This is a genomic window from Bifidobacterium primatium (assembly GCF_002802875.1).
In the GTDB taxonomy this organism is placed as follows: Bacteria; Actinomycetota; Actinomycetes; order Actinomycetales; family Bifidobacteriaceae; genus Galliscardovia; species Galliscardovia primatium.
The window spans coordinates 272,639-292,555 of the sequence record NZ_PEBI01000001.1; the positions used below are offsets into that span (position 1 = coordinate 272,639).

14 protein-coding genes are annotated in these 19,917 nt (G+C 63.2%); 8 read left to right on the top strand and 6 right to left on the bottom strand.

Annotation, left to right across the window (positions count from 1 at the left end; all coding sequences use genetic code 11):
* Nucleotides 1-2,250, top strand: coding sequence for a YhgE/Pip domain-containing protein (locus CS006_RS01040; RefSeq protein ID WP_100509940.1), 2,250 nt, complete (start codon nt 1-3; stop codon nt 2,248-2,250).
* 155 nt (nt 2,251-2,405) lie between these two features.
* Here the strand turns inward: CS006_RS01040 and CS006_RS01045 are convergent, their stop codons facing one another.
* The 3 genes from CS006_RS01045 to CS006_RS01055 form a co-directional block, all read right to left on the bottom strand.
* Nucleotides 2,406-3,575 (bottom strand): cystathionine gamma-synthase, encoded by a 1,170-nt coding sequence (locus CS006_RS01045; protein WP_100509941.1) that lies wholly within the window; start codon nt 3,573-3,575, stop codon nt 2,406-2,408.
* A gap of 335 nt (nt 3,576-3,910) precedes the next feature.
* On the bottom strand, nt 3,911-4,939 hold the full coding sequence (locus CS006_RS01050; RefSeq protein ID WP_100509942.1) for a pyridoxal-phosphate dependent enzyme: 1,029 nt from the start codon (nt 4,937-4,939) through the stop codon (nt 3,911-3,913).
* An 819-nt stretch (nt 4,940-5,758) separates the two neighbouring features.
* The gene (locus CS006_RS01055) at nt 5,759-7,291 is read right to left on the bottom strand and encodes a glycoside-pentoside-hexuronide (GPH):cation symporter (RefSeq protein WP_100509943.1); all 1,533 of its coding nucleotides are present in this window, start codon (nt 7,289-7,291) and stop codon (nt 5,759-5,761) included.
* A gap of 408 nt (nt 7,292-7,699) precedes the next feature.
* Between CS006_RS01055 and lacZ the strand changes: the two genes are divergently transcribed.
* Nucleotides 7,700-10,906: a beta-galactosidase, LacZ type gene (gene lacZ / locus CS006_RS01060; protein WP_243386566.1), complete on the top strand. Its 3,207-nt coding sequence runs from the start codon at nt 7,700-7,702 to the stop codon at nt 10,904-10,906.
* Nucleotides 10,907-11,048: 142 nt separating this feature from the next.
* On the opposite strand, the gene CS006_RS01065 is transcribed toward lacZ, so the two are convergent.
* The 3 genes from CS006_RS01065 to CS006_RS01075 form a co-directional block, all read right to left on the bottom strand.
* Nucleotides 11,049-12,062: a LacI family DNA-binding transcriptional regulator gene (locus CS006_RS01065; RefSeq protein ID WP_100509945.1), complete on the bottom strand. Its 1,014-nt coding sequence runs from the start codon at nt 12,060-12,062 to the stop codon at nt 11,049-11,051.
* A 288-nt stretch (nt 12,063-12,350) separates the two neighbouring features.
* A complete protein-coding gene (locus tag CS006_RS01070; protein ID WP_100509946.1) occupies nt 12,351-12,680 on the bottom strand; it encodes a hypothetical protein in 330 nt (109 codons plus the stop codon).
* A gap of 65 nt (nt 12,681-12,745) precedes the next feature.
* Nucleotides 12,746-13,525, bottom strand: coding sequence for an SDR family oxidoreductase (locus CS006_RS01075; RefSeq protein ID WP_100509947.1), 780 nt, complete (start codon nt 13,523-13,525; stop codon nt 12,746-12,748).
* Nucleotides 13,526-13,904: 379 nt separating this feature from the next.
* Between CS006_RS01075 and coaBC the strand changes: the two genes are divergently transcribed.
* From coaBC to panD, 6 genes are all read left to right on the top strand, one after another.
* Nucleotides 13,905-15,272, top strand: coding sequence for a bifunctional phosphopantothenoylcysteine decarboxylase/phosphopantothenate--cysteine ligase CoaBC (gene coaBC, locus CS006_RS01080; protein ID WP_100509948.1), 1,368 nt, complete (start codon nt 13,905-13,907; stop codon nt 15,270-15,272).
* Nucleotides 15,273-15,346: 74 nt separating this feature from the next.
* Nucleotides 15,347-16,144 (top strand): type III pantothenate kinase, encoded by a 798-nt coding sequence (locus tag CS006_RS01085; protein ID WP_100509949.1) that lies wholly within the window; start codon nt 15,347-15,349, stop codon nt 16,142-16,144.
* Nucleotides 16,145-16,299: 155 nt separating this feature from the next.
* Nucleotides 16,300-17,211 carry a Rossmann-like and DUF2520 domain-containing protein gene (locus CS006_RS01090; RefSeq protein ID WP_100509950.1) on the top strand — a complete coding sequence of 304 codons (912 nt, stop codon included), beginning with the start codon at nt 16,300-16,302 and terminating at the stop codon, nt 17,209-17,211.
* Between the two features lie 59 nt (nt 17,212-17,270).
* Nucleotides 17,271-18,098, top strand: a complete 828-nt coding sequence (gene panB / locus CS006_RS01095) for a 3-methyl-2-oxobutanoate hydroxymethyltransferase (RefSeq protein WP_100509951.1) — start codon at nt 17,271-17,273, stop codon at nt 18,096-18,098.
* Nucleotides 18,099-18,225: 127 nt separating this feature from the next.
* Nucleotides 18,226-19,095, top strand: a complete 870-nt coding sequence (gene panC / locus CS006_RS01100; protein WP_100509952.1) for a pantoate--beta-alanine ligase — start codon at nt 18,226-18,228, stop codon at nt 19,093-19,095.
* Between the two features lie 132 nt (nt 19,096-19,227).
* Entirely contained in the window at nt 19,228-19,611 is a 384-nt protein-coding gene (panD, locus tag CS006_RS01105) for an aspartate 1-decarboxylase (protein WP_100509953.1), read from the top strand.
* The last annotated feature ends 306 nt before the right edge of the window (nt 19,612-19,917 follow it).

Consider the following 19,917-nt stretch of genomic DNA (forward strand, 5'->3'; position numbering starts at 1 on the left):
ATGACGGCACCCAAAACGACGATTATGACGATTATGACAACGCTGATGGCGACGATCGCACGGAAGTCCAGAAACATCGGACGCATCATCGCCGGTGACGTGCGACGCATCACGTCGAACGTCACGGCCGTGACCCTGGTCATCGGCCTGGTGGCCATGCCCTCGCTGTTCGCGTGGTTCAACGTGACCGCCAACTGGGATCCGTTCGGCAGCACGGGCGAGCTCAAGGTGGCCGTGGCGAACGTCGACGAAGGCTATCGCAGCGACCTCGTGCCGGTGAAGGTGAACGTGGGCGAGAACGTCGTCTCGGCGCTGCGCGCCAACGACCAGCTCGACTGGGTGTTCACCGGCGAACAGGACGCCGTCGACGGCACCGAATCCGGCGAATACTATGCCGCCGTGGTGATCCCCAAGTCGTTCAGCCACGACATGATGACGCTCTTCTCCACCGATACCAGGCAGGCGAAGATCGCCTACTACACGAACGAGAAGAAGAACCCGCTGGCGCCGAAGGTGACCGGGCAGGGCGCCGACGCGGTGACGGCGCAGGTGAACGACACGTTCAACACCACCATCTCCGGCGTGGGGCTGACCGTCGCCTCGCAGCTCGCGGAATCGTTGGACAGCGATTCGGCGCAGACGCTCATCGGCAACCTCAACGCGAACATCGACCGCACGGCCAGACAGCTCGACCTCGCCGCCGATAATCTCGACCAGTACGGCGACATGCTGGATTCGGCACAGACGCTGGTGGCCACGTCGGCGGGGCTTGTGGGCAAGGCGGGCGGCAGCGCGGCGGACGCGCGCAAGGCCACCGACCAGGCGAAGCAGGGCGTGAGCACGGTCGCCGCCACCCTGGATTCCTCGGCCGATACGGTCGGCGACGCGCTCGACGCCAGTGCGAACAGCTATCAGGGTGCCGAGGCGAGCATCGACAAGGCGTTCGATGCCGTGGGCACGCAGGGCGCTGATTCGGCAAAGCAGCTGCGTGATGTGGCCACGAAGATCGACGACCAGATCAGCGCATATCAGGATCTTCGCGGCAAACTCGCGGCGCTCTCCCCCACGACCGACGAAGGCACACGGCTGCAGCAATCGCTGCTCGGCAATATGGACGAGGCGATCGCCAAGCAGACCGCCGTGCGCGATTCGCTGAACTCCGCGGCCGACGGCATCGACAAGGGGCTGACGGACAGCGGCCGGAAGCGGGAGGAGGCCAAGACCAAGGCCGAGGAGGCGCACAAGACCATGGCGCAGGTGAGCGACGACTTCGACAAGGGGCTCAAGGCGAAGCTCGCCGCCATGTCGTCGGCCGCATCGGACGCGTACAGGGAGACGGTCGAGGCGACCTCACGGCTGGAGACCATGTCGTCGGAACTTTCCGGGTCGGCGGATTCCATCGCCGCCAGCATGGCAGACGCGCATACGGGCATCGCCGCCACGGCGAAATCCCTGCGCGCTTCGGCGAACAAGCTCAGCGACCTGCACGGCAAAATCGCCAAGGCGCTGAACGGCGGCGACCTGAAGACCGTGCGCAGAATACTGGGCGACGACCCCGAGGCCCTGGCCGCGTCACTGGTCTCGCCGGTCGGGCTCAACCGCAACGCGGTCTACAAGGCCGACAACTTCGGTTCGTCCATGGCGCCGATGTATACGACGCTGGGATTGTGGATGGGCGCGTTGCTGCTGTCGCTGGCCATACTCGTGCAGGTGTCGGGCGAGCGCAAGGCCACGCTGGAGCGGCCGACGCCCGGCGAGATGCTCCTCGGCCGTTTCGGCATCTATGCGATTCTGGCGCTGCTGCAAAGCACCGTCATGTGCCTGGGCGAGCTCGTGTATCTGCGCGTGCAGTGCGATAATCCGTGGCTGTTCATGCTGGGCGGCTGGACGGCGTCGCTGACGTTCGCGTTCATCGTCTACACGATGGCGGCGGCGTTCGGCGCACCCGGCAAGGCGTTGTGCGTGCTCGTCATGGTGATGCAGATCACCGGCGCGGGCGGTTCGTTCCCGGTCGCGGTGCTGCCGGACTTCTTCCAAGCGGTGCATCCGTTCCTGCCGGCCACGCACGCCATCGACATGTTCCGTGCCGCCGCCTTCGGCGTCTACCGGAACGACTACTGGATTGCCATGGGCCGTCTGGCGGCGTTCATACTGCCGATGCTGGTGCTCGGCCTGGTGCTGCGCCGCCCGCTCATGCGGCTCACCGCCAAATCGGAGGCCAATCTCAGGCGCACCAAGGTGCTGGGATAGCGGCTGACGGCGCGACGCGACATAGGCGCATTCGGTTACTCACCAAATCCGCCGCAATCTCGGTTGCTCACTGTTTTCCGCCATGAACCGACGCCACCATCGGCGTGTCGCGGCGGAAAACAGTGAGCAACCGTGCGGGGATGCACGATAGACCCCTACTTCGTGCGCTCGAGGGCCTGGTCGAGGTCGGCGATGAGGTCGTCGACGTTCTCGATGCCCACGGAAAGACGGATGAGGTTGTCGGGCACCTGCAGCGTGGTGCCGGCCACGGAGGCGTGGGTCATGGCGGCCGGGTGCTCGATCAGCGACTCCACGCCGCCCAGCGATTCGGCCAGCGTGAAGATCTCGGTGGATTCGGCGAACCTCAGCGCCGCGTCACGTCCTGCGGCGAGCTGCACGGAGACCACGCCGCCGAAGCCGCCGTGCATCTGACGGGCGGCGATGTCGTGGCCCGGATGCGATTCGAGACCCGGGTACAGCACCTTCTCCACCTCGGGCAGGCCGACGAGGTGCTCGGCCACGGCGAGCGCGTTGGCGCTGTGGCGCTTCACGCGCAGTTCGAGGGTCTTCAGTCCTCGGGTCTGCAGCCAGGAGTCGAACGGGGCGGGCACGGCGCCGGCGGAGTTCTGCAGGAAGGCCACGGCGTCGCGGGTCTCCTCGTCGTTGGTCACGATGGCGCCGCCGACCACGTCGGAGTGGCCGCCGATGTACTTCGTGGTGGAGTAGACCACGTGGTCGGCGCCGAGTTCGAGCGGATGCTGGAGCACCGGCGAGGCGAACGTGTTGTCGACGACCACCTTGGTGCCGTGCTCGTGGGCGAGCGCGGAGACGGCCTCCACATCGGTGATGCGCAGCATCGGGTTCGACGGGGTCTCCACCCAGATGTAGGCGTAGTCGTTGGCGGCCAGCGCCTCCTTGACGGCGTCGACGTTCGAGATGTCGACCACGTCGAGGCCGACGCCCCACGGCACGAACACCTTGCTCAGCAGTCGGTAGGTGCCGCCGTACACGTCGTCGCCGAGCAGGATGCGGTCGCCGGGCTTCAGGGTGGAGCGCAGCAGCACGTCGATGGCGGCGAGGCCCGAGGAGAACGCGAGCGCGTACTTGCCGCCCTCGATGGCGGCGAGCTGGGTGTCGAACGAGTCGCGGGTCGGGTTGCCGGAGCGCGTGTAGTCGTAGCCCTGACGCAGGTTGCCGACGCCATCCTGCTTGTACGTGGACGTCAGGTACAGCGGCGGGACGACGGCGCCGGTGGTGGCGTCGGGCTCCTGGCCGGCGTGGATGGCGCGGGTGGCGAGCTGGGTGGCGGTGAAGTCGATGGTCATGGGGAATGTTTCCTTTATATCTGTAGTTGCGGTTGGTTATCTATTTTGCTGTTTACGGTTTGCGTGATGTCAGCCAAGTGTGCCGGTCGGACGATGTCCATTCCGCGACACACTCAAGGCCGTTCGGCCGCCACTCCGGCGTCTGCTTGGCGAAGCCTAGCAGACACCTTCGTTAGCTTACGGTCGCGGAACAGACATCGTCCTCCCTAGGTCAGCTTCCCGGCTCCCCTCTTTGAGGGGAGCTGTCCGCGTAGCGGACTGAGGGGAGTCGGACACGTCTCAGCGGCTACATCGTTCATGGGATAACACGGCGGTCATGCTCTGTTCCTTCACCGTCAGTCCTGGGAGGAAGAGGATTCGGGGATGGAGCTGGGGCGGGAGGTGCGCTTGACGACGTCCTCGAAGCCGTTGTCGATCATCCACTGGTCGTTGAATATCTTGCCGAGGTAGCTGCGTCCCGAGTCGGGCAGCAGCACCACGACGACCGCGTCCTTGCCGAGCTTGTGCTCCTTGGCGTACTTGATCGCGGAGACGACCGCCATGCCGGAGGAGCCGCCGACGAGCAGCCCTTCTTCGGCGGCGAGACGGCGGGTCATCTCGAACGCCTCGGCGTCGTTGACCTTCACGACCTCGTCGACCACGCTCGGGTCGTAGGCCTTGGGATAGAAGTCCTCGCCCACGCCTTCGATCTTGTACTGGTGGACCTCGTCGGGGCTGGAGGCCGAGTAGATGGAGCCTTCCGGGTCGGAGCCGACCACGGTCACGGCCCCGTCGGAGACCTCCTTGAGGTACTTGCCTGCGCCTGAGATGGTGCCGCCGGTGCCGATGCCGGCCACGTAGTGCGTGACCGTGTGGTCGGTCTGTTCCCAGATCTCCGGACCGGTGGTGTAGTAGTGGCTCAGCGGGCCGTTGGGGTTGTCGTACTGGTTGGGCTTGAACGCGCCGGGGATCTCGCGGGCGAGACGGTCGGAGACATCGTAATACGACCTAGGGTCGCCGGGGCCGGCGTCGGTGGGCGTGACGATGACCTCGGCGCCGTAGGCGCGCAGTACGGCGCGCTTGTCTTCGGAGACCTTGTCGGGCAGGGTGAAAATCGCGTGGTAGCCGCGCTGCTGGGCGACGAGCGCGAGGCCGACGCCGGTGTTGCCGCTGGTCGGCTCGACGATGGTGCCGCCGGGCTTGAGCTGGCCGGCTTTCTCGGCCGCGTCGATGATGCGCGCGGCTATGCGGTCCTTGGATGAGCCGCCAGGGTTCATGTATTCCACCTTGACCGCGATGGTGGCGTCGACGCCTTCGGTCACGCGGTTGAGCTTGACGAGCGGGGTGTTGCCGACGAGTTCGGTGATGGAGTTGGCGATGGTCATGTCTCATATCCCTTCGAAGTGCTGGGTTCCAAGTACTGCTTGCGTTCGTTGCGTTGCGTTCGTGGCCAGCCGCCGCCCCTTCGGCGCTGGTGCAATGCGGTACTGGAATGAGACGATACCGGATGCCGGTTTCCGTTCGGTTGTGATTTCCCGTGAATCCCGTGGTGTCGTTATAGATAAATCCGTTAGCCTGTTCGAGATTGCCGGATCCGTATGGTTTTTCGCCGTTTCCGTCGAAACCGTCCGTCAATCGGATATGACAGGACCGTGAGGATTTGCGTTTGGGATTCCAGGAAGAAGAATCGTCCTATTTCCAGTTATGCGTCACTGACCAGCGCCCGCACGATTCGCGCGACCAATGCGCGGATGCTTCGTGCCTCGGGGCGGCGGCTAGCGACAACAACAGGAAATGAACGTCATGGCTCAAACAGTAGCACACGCAAACGCGCCGGCGTGTCGAAACATCGTGTTCCGACCCCGCCGGCGCGGTTCGTCTGCTGTTTTTCGCCGTCTTTGCGTGGGACATGCACCAGATGGCCGGTGGTTGTCGGTACCCGATGGACGGCAGCGCATTTTCCCGAAAAATCGCCGTCGTCCATGAAAAACCATCCGATTCTCATGGACGACGCCGCATTTTCGCCGATATGCGCCGCCGTCCATCGCAAATTCATGAATCGAAAATCATCATCGTTGGAATCATGCGGTTTTCAGGGAATCGAATTCCGAATCATGATGGACGACGATGCATTTTCGCGGTTTTTACATCGTCGTCCATCAACAGCGGCGGAATTCCCATGGACGACGATGCATTTGGACGGATTATGCGGCGCCGTCCGTCGATTCATCCTCGTTCGCGATCTCGCCGGACTCGAGCTTGGCTTCGAGTTCCTTGACGATTCGCGCGTGCATTTTTTCGTCGATCTTCACGGTGAAGACGAAGACGAGGAGGCTGGCAACGATGAGCGCGAGCGGCGTGTAGAAGGCGAACATCTTGAAGGTTCGGATGTTGGCGGCGGTCATGTCGGCGGCGGTGGCGGTGCCGACCATGCCGGCGGCCACGGCGATGAATCCGACGATGCCGTTGGAGAACGCTCCGGCGATCTTGTCGAGCATCGGGCGCACGGAGAGGGTCACGGCCTCGTTGCGTCGGCCCGTCTTGAGCTGGCCGTACTCGATGGAGTCGGTGAGCGAGAGGATGGCGGTCATCTGGATGAACGTGCCGGGGATGTAGAACAGCACGAGCGCGATGATGACCATCGTGAGGTTCTGCGCGCCGATGATGAACATCACATAGCCGGCGATCATGAACACCATGCCGGCGATGTACAGGTAGCGTCGGGGGATGTAGCGGTTGAGGACCGGGTAGAGCGGCGCGGCGATGAGTCCGGTGATGATGGGGATGACGCCGGCGATGGAGAACGCGGCCGGCTGACCGAGCACGAACTTGAACAGGTAGAGCAGCACGCCGGTGGTGGCCACGTTGGCGATGGCATAGAGCAGGTAGCTCAGCGCCACCCACAGCAGCTGGTCGTTCTTGGCGAGTGCGGCGAACGCCTGCAGCGGGCTGCCGTTCTTCTGGGCCTTGGAACGCAGGGCGCTTTCGTTCTCCTTGGTGCCGAACGCCACGGTGAGCGCGGTGATGATGCCGAGCAGGGCCACGATGATGCCGAAGGAGGTCCAGCCGGCCTGGCTTTCGGCATGGGAGCCGGTGAATACGTAGCTGAAATAGGTGACGATGGGGATGACGACGACGGTGATGCCGTTGTAGCCGATGGAACCGGTGAACGAGCCGAGCGCGGTGTAGACGCTGCGTTCGTGCGAATCCTCGGAGAGGGCGGGAATCATGCCCCAGTAGGAGATGTCGCGCAGCGAGTAGAGCACGTCGAGCACGACGAATACGACGACGAACAGCACGATGAACCATGTCTCGCTCACGTTGACGAGACCGAACAGGCCCGTGTAGACGAGGGCGAGCAGCAGCGCGGAGACGCAGCCGCCGATGACCTGCCATGGGCGGAAGCGGCCGAACCGCGTGGTGGTGTTGTCGATGAGGTTGCCGAGCAGCGGGTCAAGGAAGATCTCGGCGATGCGGATGACGACGATGAGGCCGGTGATGATGCCGATGAGCCTGGCGGCGAGAGCCTTGTCGACGCCGGCGAACATAGTGCTGGTCACATAGACGACGAAGTAGGTGCTCAATACGTTGTAGAACGCGGCCTGGCCGAGGTTGCCGACCGCATAGCAGATGCGTCGGCCGATGACCCGCGCCTTGGATGGCGTCGACGTTGGTTGCGCGGGCTTGGATTGTTCAGGCTTGGGTTGATTCGTTTGCGGTTGGGTTGCCTGTTCCATGATTGCTCTTTTCGTTGGATGTCATGGCGAGAACGTCATGCTGCATGATGCGGGGATTGCGCTGCTTTGAGGTCAGTCATTGACCTGACAGTCATGAAGTGTATTTCATTACCAATGAAAAGTAAAATTCATTACCTATTTCAGTAAATTTCGGCGTGTCGAAAACAGATGCCCGAGATTGCATACACTGCCATAAATATCAATAATTTCAACGTTTTTAAATACGAAGGCTTCTCAATACAGGGGCCAACAATATCCACAGCCGTTAATTATCAACATCATCCAGTTGCAGTTTTCAGCAGTTCACGCTACTCTTTTAGTAAAGAGATTTACTAACTCTTATCAATTGCATTACTTAATGCGATTATCATTGGCAATGACGCGATGAGCATCAGGAAGGCGACAATCATGAGCACCACGGAATCCACCACCCAGACCGGCGATGATCTGCAGCAACGCATCGTCATTAATCAGGCCACGGAGGCGTCGGCCGCATGGCTTACCGACCCGCAGGTGTTTGCGGTCAACCGCATGACCGCCCACTCCGACCATCGCTTCTTCGACCACAGGCCTGTGCCAAATGAATCCGAAACGCTGAAGCAGAGCCTTGACGGCGAATGGCGTGTGAACGTCATCGACACCGCGACGACGCCGTTCGACGTCTCAGGCTCCCCCGACTTCGCAGCCGCCGATTTCGGCAACACCGACAGTAACGACGCCGCCTTCGGCGCCATCGCAGTGCCGGGCCATCTGGAGACGGCCGGATATCTGCCGCCGAAGTACGTGAACATCCAGTACCCGTGGGACGGACATGAGCACCCTACGGCCCCCGACATCCCGGAACACAACCATGTGGCGCTGTATCGCCGTGAATTCACGGCCGGCCCCGAGGTCTCCGCGGCGATTCGCGGACGTCGCACGGTGACGCTGACGTTCCAGGGCGCGCAGACCGCAATCTACGTGTGGCTGAACGGCACGTTCGTCGGCTATGCCGAGGATTCGTTCACCCCCAGCGAGTTCGATGTCTCCGATGCGATTCAAGAAGGGCACAACGTGCTGGCGGTGGCCTGCTACGAATATGCGAGCGCCAGCTGGCTGGAGGACCAGGATTTCTGGCGTCTGCACGGCCTGTTCCGCAGCGTGGGACTTACGGCCTGGCCTGAGGCCCATGTGACCGATCTGCGTGCCGTGGCCGATTACGACCATACGACGAAAACGGGCTCGATCGACGTCATCGCACGAATCGACAACGCCACGGCGGTCGACGCCGGCATCGTCGAAATCGTCGACGACAACACCGGCATCGTCTGGAGCCGCGAATTCAGCGCCGACGACATCGTCGACGGCGCGCTGCATATCAAGGACGGCGTGGGCGAGGTCGCACCGTGGAGCGCCGAGGACCCGAAGCTGTATACGCTCACCGTCACGTTGAACGGCCCGTTGAACAATACTGTCGACGACGTCATCGAGGTGTCGCGGACCCGCATCGGCTTCCGCCGGTTCGCCATCGACGGCGGCATCATGAAGCTCAACGGCAAGCGCATCGTGTTCAAGGGCGTGGACCGTCACGAGTTCGACGCCCGTCGCGGCCGTGCCGTCACCGAGGAGGACATGCTGTGGGACATCCGCTTCCTCAAGCGGCATAATCTCAACGCCGTACGCACGTCGCACTATCCGAATCAGAGCCGCTGGTACGAGCTGTGCGACGAATACGGCATCTATCTCATCGATGAGACGAACATCGAGACGCATGGCACCTGGTCCGCCCCCGGCGATCAGGTGACGCCCGAGACCAATATTCCGGGGAACAGGCCCGAGTGGGAGGGTGCGTGCCTCGACCGCGTGAATTCGATGACGTGCCGTGACTTCAACCATCCGAGCGTGGTCATCTGGTCGTTGGGCAACGAATCGTATGCCGGCGAGGTGTTCCAGGCCATGCACGACCTGGTGCATGAACTCGACGGGGTGCGACCGGTGCATTACGAGGGCGTGTATTGGAACCGCGGTTTCGATGCCGCCTCCGACATCGAAAGCCGTATGTACGCCAAGCCGGCCGAAATCGAGGAGTATCTTACGAACGACCCGAAGAAGCCGTATATCTCCTGCGAATACATGCATGCGATGGGCAATTCCGTCGGCGGCATGCAGCTGTATACGGCGTTGGAACGCTATCCGCACTATCAGGGCGGATTCATCTGGGACTACATCGACCAGGCACTGTGGCAGCGGCTCGGCGACGGCACGGAGCGGCTCACCTACGGCGGCGACTGGGACGACCGGCCGCACGACTATGAGTTCTCCGGCGACGGCATCGTGTTCGCCGACCGCACCGTCTCCCCCAAGGCGCAGGAGGTCAAGCAGCTGTATGCGAACGTGAAGATCGGGCCGGATGATTCGGGCGTGACGCTCACGAACGGGAACCTGTTCATCGACACCTCCGGTTACGTGTTCACGGCCCGTCTGCTGGTGGATGGCGTCGAGCAATGGAGTGCCGACTATGATTTCACCGTGCTTCCCGGCGAGACCTGCCGATTCGATATTGCGTTCCCCGATGCCTCCGATTATGCCGATGCGGCCGGTGGCAGCGTGGAGGTGACGTATGAGGTCGACCAGCGGCTGCGTCATGCGACCGCGTGGGCCAAGGCCGGCTACGAGCTGACGTTCGGCCAGCATACAGTGACCGTGGAGCCGGCCGCGGCAACGGATGACGGAGCGACTGATGAGTTGCGTTCCGGCGATGTGGAGATCGTCGACGGCCGTTGGAACCTTGGCATTCATGGCAGCGGCACGATGTACGGCAATGATTTCGAGGTGCTGCTCTCCCGTACGCAGGGCGGCATGGTGTCGTTGCGCCGGGACGGCCGCGAGATGGTCATCCGCCGGCCGGACATCGTCACGTTCCGTCCGTTGACAGACAACGACCGCGGCAACGGCAGCGGATTCGACCGCGCGCAGTGGTTCGGCGCGGGGCGTTACGCCCGCGTGGCCGATACGAGGTTCGAGACGTCGGAGCATGGCATCGCCGCCGAATACGCATACGAACTGGCGGAGCCGAACCGCACCCGCGTGACCGTGCGCTATGAGGTGGACGCCACCGGCCGCGTGCATCTGACCGCCTCCTACCCCGGCGGCGTGGATGCACCGACCCTGCCGGCGTTCGGCCTGGAGTGGATGCTGCCCGCACAGTATGCGAATCTTCGGTTCTATGGCCTCGGGCCCGATGAAACGTATCTCGACCGCAAGGCCGGCGGCAAGCTGGGTGTCTATGAGACCACGGCGGCCGGGTCCATGGCACCGTATCTGGTGCCGCAGGAGACCGGCAACCATGAGGACGTGCGTTGGTTGGAGGTCACCGACGAGCATGGCCATGGCATGAGGGTGAGCCGCGCGAGCGCCGACACGTTCTGTGTCAGTCTGCTCCCCTACTCCACGCTGATGCTCGAGGAGGCGCGCCATCAGGACGAACTGCCCGCACCGCGTCACACGTTCCTACGGCTGCTCGCCGCCCAGATGGGCGTCGGCGGCGACGACTCATGGGGCGCGCCCGTGCACCAGCAGTTCCAGCTCGACGCCGCCAAGCCGCTCACACTCGATGTGACCATCGAGTTGCTGTAGCACCCCCTGGCTCCCCTCATGATTGAGGGGAGCTGGCCGCCGTAGGCGGTCTGAGGGGAGTTGAACGCTCGTCCCCGTAGCCCGCCCCTCCCCTCAGTCGGCTACGCCAACGGCTCCCCTCAACGAGGGGAGCCGAGCACGCTCACCGCTCGCCGCGTACGAAACTGCCGCGTTCGACGAGCGTGGTGGAGAGCAGCAGGTGGTGCCGCACCGTGCGTTTGCTGGCGATGGCGTCGGCGAGCGTGTCGATCGCGGTGCGCACGAGTTCGTGCTGGTCGATGGCGTAGGTGCTCAACGCCGGTGAGGTGTATTGCGAAATCGGCTGGTTGTTGATGCTGATGAGGCTTACGTCACGCGGCACCAGCACGCCGGCCGCGTTGAACGCCTGCAGCACGCCGACGGCGATGACGTCCGCCGCCACGATGAACACGTCGGGCATATTGCCGTGCCGTTCCTCGATGATGCGTTCGCCAAGCCGCTGGCCGCTTTCCACGTTGAACGGCCCATCGATGTAGACGAGACCGTCGGTGCGAAGCTTCAGCCGTTGGGTCCAGTTACGGAAGGCGAACAGGCGCAGATCCTCCGGATATTCGTGCATGCCCATGATGCGGCCGGTGCCGCCGATGTATCCGATGCGCGTCATGCCGGCGGCGACGCATTCGTCCAAGGCATCGAGAACCGTCTGGGAAAGGTCGGGCCGTACGGAGTCGAACAGGCTCGGGGCCGGATTCGTGTCGATGAACACGCCATATGGCAGCACGGCATGAAGACGACGCAGATCGTCGTTGTCGATGACTTCGGCGCCGATGGCGATGAACCCGTCATAGTGTTCGCCTTCGTCGATGAGTTGCCTCACCTCGGTGATGAACGTCAGGTTCATGTGGTGTTGCGCGGCACTGTTACGCAACACCTCGCGCAGCTCGTTGAAGTAGGCGTCCTGCAGGTGGTCTCCGGGGTCGATGACGTCGAGCACGGCCACTTCGCGGGGCAGCGCGATGCGCTTGGATTGCGTTGCATAGCCGAGTTCCTCGCTCACCTGGATGATGCGGCGCCGCGTCTCCTCTTTGATCGACAGCGTCGGGTCGCCGTTGAGCAGTCGGGACACCGTGGCCGTGGAGTATCCCGCCTGTTTGGCGATTTCCTTGATGGTGACCATGCCTCAGCTCCAATACACATCGTTTAGTAAACAATTTACTAAACGAGTATAACGCACGGAAGCGCACATAGCGAGGTCATTCAACTCCCCTCAGACCGCCTACGGCGGCCAGCTCCCCTCAATCATGAGGGGAGCCGAAAAGTCTTCGTGAAGGATGGCATGCGTCTCGCGATCGCACCCTAACGAGAGAGGGCCGATATGCATTTCATGACCGTAAGCTTGGGAGGCGAAGCCTCCCGGCCGAACGGCCTTGAGTGTGTCACGAAATGCATATCGGCCCTCGGAGTCCTACGCCGGGCGGATGACGAGCTCCTGGATCTTGCCGGAGTCGTCCACGTTCTCGATCTGCGCCAGCGCGTGGATGATGGTGCCGGCGTAGTTGGCATAGAAGTTGACGGTGCGGCTGTTCACCACATGCGGATCCTCCACGGAGAATCCGCCGATGACGAACTGGTTGTGGAAGTACATGTCGATGGCCTTGTCGCCGAAGAGGAACGTGTTCTCACGCCCCACCAGCGACGGGCAGTAGTCGAACATGCGGCTGCGTTCGGCGAAGCAGGCGGAAAGAGCCTCGTAGTCCTTGTTCTGCAGCGCCTTGATGTAATCGTCGATGATCATAACGGTGTGTGCTCCTGTCTGGAAAGCTTAACGAATCGTGATGCGCGAATGCGCGGGACCGGTCTTTAGTAGACCTTCTCGGAGTGCAGCAGGGCGTCGGTGCCGCCGTCGGCGAAGAGCACCACGCCGTTGAGGCCGCGAGCCTCGGGGGACGCGACGAAGGCGATCACGTTGGCCACCTCCTCCGGGTCCATGAGCGGTTCGTCGCCATAGTGGGTGGGCACCTGGATGGCCTCCATGGCCACGCGCTGCTCGGGCAGGAGATTGTCGGTCATGGCGGTGCGCACGTTGCCGGGGGCCACCGCGTTGAGGCGCACTCCGGAGGCGCCCCACTGGGCGCTCATGCGGCGGGCCCAGCGGGCGAGCGCGTACTTGGTGGCCGCGTAGAAGGCATGGCCGCCGGCGGGGTCGTAGTCCTTGACCAGGTTGACGATGCGCGCCTCGTCGGGGTTGTTGTTGAGCATACCGACGACGTCCATGCGGGCGTCGCCGTGGGCGATGGAGTTGGAGGAGGTCACGGTGCAGCTGCCGTGCTTCTTCTTCAGCAGGTCGAACACGCCTTCGGCCATCACGGTGGCGCCGAAGTAGTTCAGGGATACGATCAACGGGATCGGCGCACGGCCTCCGGCGACGCCGGCATTGCAGATCATGCCATCGATGCCGTCGGGGTACTGCTCGTGCAGCGCGTTGAGCGCGAACTGGCGGCCTTCCTTGGTGGCGAGGTTCGCGCTGATGTCGCCGTCCTTCAAATCGATGTTGACGACCTCATGGCCGTGCTTCTTCAGAATCTCCGCGGTCTTGGCACCGATGCCGCTCGACGCGCCTGTGATGACATAAACGCCCATGTTTCCGTCCTTTCACCGATTCCGAATCCGCCACCATCATTGTGAATACCGAGAAACGAAACCGAATAATGTTGCTTTTCCCTCCGAAAGCGCCTCTGCCGGAAGGTAATCATCACTGTATATCGCTGCGGTTGGAAGGCGTCATCGGTTGCCAGCGTTTGCGGGAAAGTTGTTCACGGTCACATGCAGTCGCGCATCACGGGGATGACGCGGACGTCGGGTGTGAGGAAGATTACATCGGCAATTGTTGGCATGAACTGGCGACGGCAGGTCTTCGCTTATTAGACTTGTATCGGCTTTGACGGGGACTTCCCGCAGAGACTGACGAACTGGCGGCCCACCGTAGGGTGATCTCGCCGTATCGTATGGAGGCAGCGTAATGAGCGCCAATCACAGCAGCGGCACCCGTCCGCGTCATATTCTTCTGGGCGTCACCGGTTCCATCGCCGCGTTCAAGGCGTGCCAGCTGGCATCGAACCTCACCAAGCATGGCCATGAGGTCCGTGTGATGATGACGGCCTCGGCCACGAGGTTCGTGGGCCCCGTCACCTTCGACTCCCTCACGCACACCGCCACGCGCACGGCCATGTTCCCGGCCGCCGAATACGCCACCTATACCGACGAGTTCGGCGAGGCCCGCGTGGGCGTCAGCCATATCGAGGACGCCAAGTGGGCCGATGTCGTGGTCATCGCGCCGGCCACGGCGAACGTCATCGCGAAGTTCGCGTCCGGCATCGCCGACGACTATCTGACGAGCACGACGCTCGCCGCCACCTGCCCGAAGCTGGTGTGCCCAGCGATGAACGTGCATATGTACGAGAACCCGGCCACGCAGCGCAACATCGCCGAATGCCGTGAGCTCGGCTTCCGTTTCGTCGACCCCACGTCGGGTCTGCTGGCCTGCCAGGACGTCGGCAAGGGACGTCTCGCCGAGCCGGAGGACATCGAGAAGGCCATCGACGCGCTGCTCGCCGAAAACGACGCCGCCACCAATGCGACGACGCCTGTTCCGGCCGCGACCGGCGATGACCACGCCGATCAGCCGCTCAAGGGTCTGAATGTGCTGGTGACCGCCGGCCCCACGCAGGAGCCGCTCGACCCGGTGCGATACCTGACCAACCATTCCACCGGCAAGATGGGCTACGCCCTCGCCGCCGCCGCCCGTGACATGGGAGCGCATGTGACGCTGGTCTCCGGCCCCGTGAGCCTCGAGCCCCCCGAAGGCGTGGACGTGGTGGATGTGACGACCGCGCGCGATATGTTCGCCGCCGTCAGCGAGCGCTTCGCCGCCACCGACGTGACGGTGATGGCCGCCGCGGTCGGCGATTTCCGCGCCGAGACCGCCAGCCCGCAGAAGATCAAGAAGCACGGCCGCACCACGCTCACGCTGGAGCTCGTCTCGAATCCCGATATCCTCGCATGGGCGGGCGAGCACAAGCGCGATGACGGCTCGCAGGTGCTGTGCGGCTTCGCGATGGAGACCGAGCATCTGGTGGAGAACGCGGCGAAGAAGCTTGCCGAGAAGCACTGCGACATGCTGGTGGCCAACAACCTGCGCGACCCCGGCGCCGGATTCGCCACCGATACGAACGTGGTGACGATCCTTACCCCGCCCGACGACGTGGAGCACGACCACAGCATCGCCGACATCGAGCGCATCGGTCAGATGCCGAAGACCGACCTGGCGAGGCTGATCCTCGGCCGGCTCGCCGCGCTGCGCAAGGCGGGCGTGCCGCAGGCGGCCTGACCGGCACGCGACCCATACGAGGGCCATGGACCATACGAAGAGAAGAACCAGGGAAGATTGAAGAGAGGAAGACCATGCTGATCGCCGTGGACATCGGCAACACGAACATCGTCATCGGATTCATCGACGGCGACGACATCATCGGCACGTATCGTCTGACGACGAAGACCCGTCGAACCAGCGACGAATACGCGATGATGCTCTCGACGTTCATGACGATGTCGCATATCCGCCCCGAGGAGGTCGATGACGTCATCATCTCCTCCGTGGTGCCGAAGGTCATGTACGCGTTCCGTTCGAGCATCAAGAAGTTCCTCGACCTCGATCCCATCATCATCGGGCCGGGCATCCGCTGCGGCATCAATCTGCGGCTGGACGACCCGAAGACCGTGGGAGCGGACCGCATCGCGGACTGCGCCGGCGCCTACTACCTGTATGGCGGTCCGGTGCTGGTCATCGATTTCGGCACGGCCACGACCTACGACTACGTGGACGAGAACGGCACGTTCAGCGCCGGCGTGATCGGCGTGGGATTGGAGACCAGCGCGAACTCGCTGTGGAGCCATACGGCCCAGCTGCCGGAAATCGAGATCGAGCAGCCGGAGACGATTCTGGCGACGAACACGAAGACCGCCATGCAGGCCGGCATCTACTACCAGTATCTCGGTGGTGTGGAGTACACGATCGCCCAGTTCCGCAAGGAGATCGGCCATGATTTCAAGGTCGTGGCGACCGGCGGGCTCGGACGCGTGCTGTACAACGCCACCGACTCCATCGACGTCTACGACCGCCAGCTCATCTTCAAGGGCCTGGCCATCATCTACGCGCGTCTCAAAAAGCAGGGCACGCGCGGAAAGGCCCGCCGGTCATGAGGATTCAACTCCCCTCAGTCATGCTCGCGCATGACGGCTCCCCTCAAGATTGAGGGGAGCCGAACAGAGGTCGTCCCCCCTGGCTCCCCTCATGAATGAGGGGAGCTGGCCGACAAAGTCGGTCTGAGGGGAGTTGAAGGAAAGGTACAGACAGCATGAGGATCGGATTCATCGGGGCCGGCAAGGTGGGATGCGCGCTGGGCACGCATCTGAGCGGTTCGGCGACCGTCACCGTCAGCGGCTACTACAGCCGTTCGATGGCGTCGTCGCAGACCGCGGCCGACGCGTTGAACGCGGCCGCTCGTGAAGCGGCGGCCGATTCCGACGCCGCCGCGGCCGCCGCGTTCTCGTCGCTGATGTCGGCCGTGGAACTGAGCGACATGCTCATCGTCACCACGCCGGACGACGCCATCGCCGGCGTATGGCACGACCTGCGAGCGCTGCCGGACGACGCCGTCAGCGGCATGGCCATCGGCCATTGCAGCGGATGCCTGTCGTCCCGGGTGTTCGACGGCAGTGACGAGGCCGGTGTCTCCGCGTTCTCGATGCATCCGATGCAGGCGGTGAGCGAGCGATTCCCCGCCGACGGCCGCGACCAGCTCGACGGCGCGTTCTTCGCGCTGGAGGGCGACGCGCGGGTGGCCGAGGCGATGTCGCAATTGCTCACGTCTCTTGGCAATCCGAACCGGACGATTGACGCCGACAGCAAGACGCGCTACCATGCGGCGGCGGTCATGGCGAGCAACCTGCCCATCGCCCTGTGGAACCAGGCGGTGGAGACGCTGCGCTCCTGCGGGTTCACGGAAACGGACGCCCGCAATACGCTGTCGTCGATGATCCGGCATAACGCGGACTCGTTCTGCGAACGCGGCGCGAAGGCGGCGCTGACCGGCCCCGTCGAGCGGGCGGACACCGGCACCATCGAGGCCCATCTCAAGGCCCTGTCGAACGATGCGCTGGCCGTATACCGACCGCTGTCCCGGGCGCTGCTGGACATCGCCGCCGCGAAGAACCCCAATCGCGATTACGACGGGCTGCGAACGATACTTTCACCCATAACCGAATAACAAGTAAATCAGGCGTGGATCGGCCAAGCCGACCGCGACCAACGAAAGGACAACCAACAATGAAGCACACTGCGGTAACGTTCCGTGCGGCCAAAGAGAGCGGCGAGAAGCTTTCGATGCTCACCGCCTACGACTACACGACGGCCAGGCTGCTCGACGAATCCGGCATCGACGGCATCCTCGTCGGCGATTCGCTGGGCATGGTCATGCTCGGCTACGACTCCACCCTGCCGGTGACGATGGAGGACATGATCCATCACGCCAAGTGCGTGACGCGCGGCGCGAAGAACGCGCTCGTGGTGGTGGACCTGCCGTTCATGGCCTACCACACCGTGGACCAGGCCGTGGAGAACGCGGGCCGACTCGTCAAGGAGGGCGGCGCCCAGGCCGTCAAGCTCGAGGGCGGCGTGGCGTTCCACGACCAGATCAAGGCCATCGTGACCGCGTCCATCCCCGTGATGGCGCATCTGGGCCTCACCCCGCAGTCGGTGAACGCGTTCGGCGGCTTCAAGGTGCAGGGCAAGAACGTCAAGACCGCGCAGCAGATCCTCGACGACGCACGCGCCATCGAGGACGCCGGCGCCTTCGCCGTGGTGCTCGAGGGCATTCCCACGCCGCTCGCCAGGAAGATCACCGAGGAGCTTTCCATCCCGACCATCGGCATCGGCGCGGGCGACGTGACCGACGGACAGATCCTCGTCTACCAGGACCTGCTCGACATGTACGGCGAGATGAAGCCGAAGTTCGTGCGTCACTACGCCGAGATCGGCACGCAGATGCGCGAGGCGTTCGGCAGCTACATCAGGGACGTCAAGTCCGGAGCCTTCCCCGACAACGCCAAGGAGGGCTTCGCGATGGATGAGTCGATCATCGACCAACTCAAGTAGCACACGCCATCGGGCGCCCCTCTTCCTCCATCGTGCCTCCGCCGTGCCGCCCTCATCAGAGTCGGGCGCATGGAAACCGCAAAAGTAAACGTAACACCCAATATCCACACCATAAGAGGTAATCATCATGACTGAAACCAGTGAATTCGCCGTCGTCCACACCATCGCCGAGGTGCGTGAGCAGGTCAAGGCCTGGAAGGCCCAGGGCCTGTCCGTCGGTCTTGTGCCGACCATGGGCTTCCTGCACGAGGGCCACAGGAGCCTTATCGAGCGTGCCGTGGCCGACAACGACCGTGTGGTCGTCTCCGACTTCGTCAACCCCGTGCAGTTCGGGCCGAACGAGGACCTCGAGGCCTATCCGCGCGACCTCGACCGCGACTCGAAGCTCGTCTCCGGCGCCGGCGCGAACCTGCTGTTCAACCCGTCCCCCGAGGAGATGTACTACCCGAACCGCACCACCGCCATCACCATGGCCACGATCACCGAGGAGCTGTGCGGCAAGAGCCGTCCGGTGCACTTCGGCGGCGTGTGCACGGTGGTCGCCAAGCTGTTCAACATCGTGACGCCGAACCGCGCCTACTTCGGCCAGAAGGACGCGCAGCAGCTGCTGGTCATCAAGCGCATGGTGCGCGACCTCAACTTCGACATCGAGATCATCGGCTGCCCCATCATCCGCGAGGCCGACGGCCTGGCCAAGAGCTCGCGCAACACGTATCTGAACGCCGAGCAGCGCGCCGCCGCGCCGATTCTGCACAAGGCGCTGGAGGCCGGCCGCGAGCTGGCCGAGTCGGGCGAGAAGAGCGCCGAGGCCATCAAGGCCAAGGTGCGCGAGGTGCTGGCCACCGAGCCGCTCGCCGACCCGGAATATGTCGAGGTGGTGGACCTCGAGAACGTGCACCCCGTCGCCACGCTCGACCAGCCCGTGCTCGTCGCCATCGCCGTGCGCATCGGCAAGACCCGCCTCATCGACAACTTCTTCTACCCCGAACTCCACTGAGTCCACCAGCTCCCCTCACCATATTGGCTCCCCTCATGATTGAGGGGAGCTGTCTGCGAAGCAGACTGAGGGGAGTTGACCCCCACGTCAGCACCCAATTCATCTCATTCAATTCATCAAGGAAAAACACTCATGCAGCTCACCATGCTCAAGGGCAAGATCCACCGCGTCACCGTCACCGAGGCGCGGCTCGACTATGTCGGCTCCATCACCGTCGACTCCGAACTGCTCGACGCCGCCGGCATCCTCGAATACGAGAAGGTCGCCGTCGTGAACGTGAACAACGGCCAGCGTCTCGAGACCTACACCATCGCCGGCGAGCCCGGCAGCGGCATCATCTGCCTCAACGGCGCCGCGGCGCACTTCTTCGATCCCGGCGACACCGCCATCATCATGTGCTACTGCCAGATGGACGCCGCAGAGGCAAAGGACCACAAGCCGAAGGTCGTGTTCGTCGACGGGAAGAACCACGCCACACGCGTGACCAACTACGAGAAGCACGGCCAGATCGCCTAGGCCTCCGCCCGATTCCATGGCTTCCCCGGCCCATGCCCCGCATGACCGGGGAAGCCTCTCAATATAGCCATTGATCCGCGCATCACGCATCACGTCGTCATCGACTTGCCAAGCATACCGGCGAATCCTATGATAAAGACAAACGGTAAGCGTTTACCATAATGTCCGGCGCATGACGGGCCGCCGCGATCCATCGGATTCGATAACCCGTCATAACTTTTCCCTTCAGGAAAACACAGGCAAGAAATGACGCAAGCCGATATCGTATCTGTAGACTGATGCGCACTATCAACACCAAAGGAGCTG

Bases quoted from the DNA above. Each gene is read 5' to 3' on its own strand.
- CS006_RS01040 (WP_100509940.1), top strand. From the start codon at position 1: ATGACGGCACCCAAAACGACGATTATGACGATTATGACAACGCTGATG.
- CS006_RS01045 (WP_100509941.1), bottom strand. From the start codon at position 3,575: ATGACCATCGACTTCACCGCCACCCAGCTCGCCACCCGCGCCATCCAC.
- CS006_RS01050 (WP_100509942.1), bottom strand. From the start codon at position 4,939: ATGACCATCGCCAACTCCATCACCGAACTCGTCGGCAACACCCCGCTC.
- CS006_RS01055 (WP_100509943.1), bottom strand. From the start codon at position 7,291: ATGGAACAGGCAACCCAACCGCAAACGAATCAACCCAAGCCTGAACAA.
- lacZ (WP_243386566.1), top strand. From the start codon at position 7,700: ATGAGCACCACGGAATCCACCACCCAGACCGGCGATGATCTGCAGCAA.
- CS006_RS01065 (WP_100509945.1), bottom strand. From the start codon at position 12,062: ATGGTCACCATCAAGGAAATCGCCAAACAGGCGGGATACTCCACGGCC.
- CS006_RS01070 (WP_100509946.1), bottom strand. From the start codon at position 12,680: ATGATCATCGACGATTACATCAAGGCGCTGCAGAACAAGGACTACGAG.
- CS006_RS01075 (WP_100509947.1), bottom strand. From the start codon at position 13,525: ATGGGCGTTTATGTCATCACAGGCGCGTCGAGCGGCATCGGTGCCAAG.
- coaBC (WP_100509948.1), top strand. From the start codon at position 13,905: ATGAGCGCCAATCACAGCAGCGGCACCCGTCCGCGTCATATTCTTCTG.
- CS006_RS01085 (WP_100509949.1), top strand. From the start codon at position 15,347: ATGCTGATCGCCGTGGACATCGGCAACACGAACATCGTCATCGGATTC.
- CS006_RS01090 (WP_100509950.1), top strand. From the start codon at position 16,300: ATGAGGATCGGATTCATCGGGGCCGGCAAGGTGGGATGCGCGCTGGGC.
- panB (WP_100509951.1), top strand. From the start codon at position 17,271: ATGAAGCACACTGCGGTAACGTTCCGTGCGGCCAAAGAGAGCGGCGAG.
- panC (WP_100509952.1), top strand. From the start codon at position 18,226: ATGACTGAAACCAGTGAATTCGCCGTCGTCCACACCATCGCCGAGGTG.
- panD (WP_100509953.1), top strand. From the start codon at position 19,228: ATGCAGCTCACCATGCTCAAGGGCAAGATCCACCGCGTCACCGTCACC.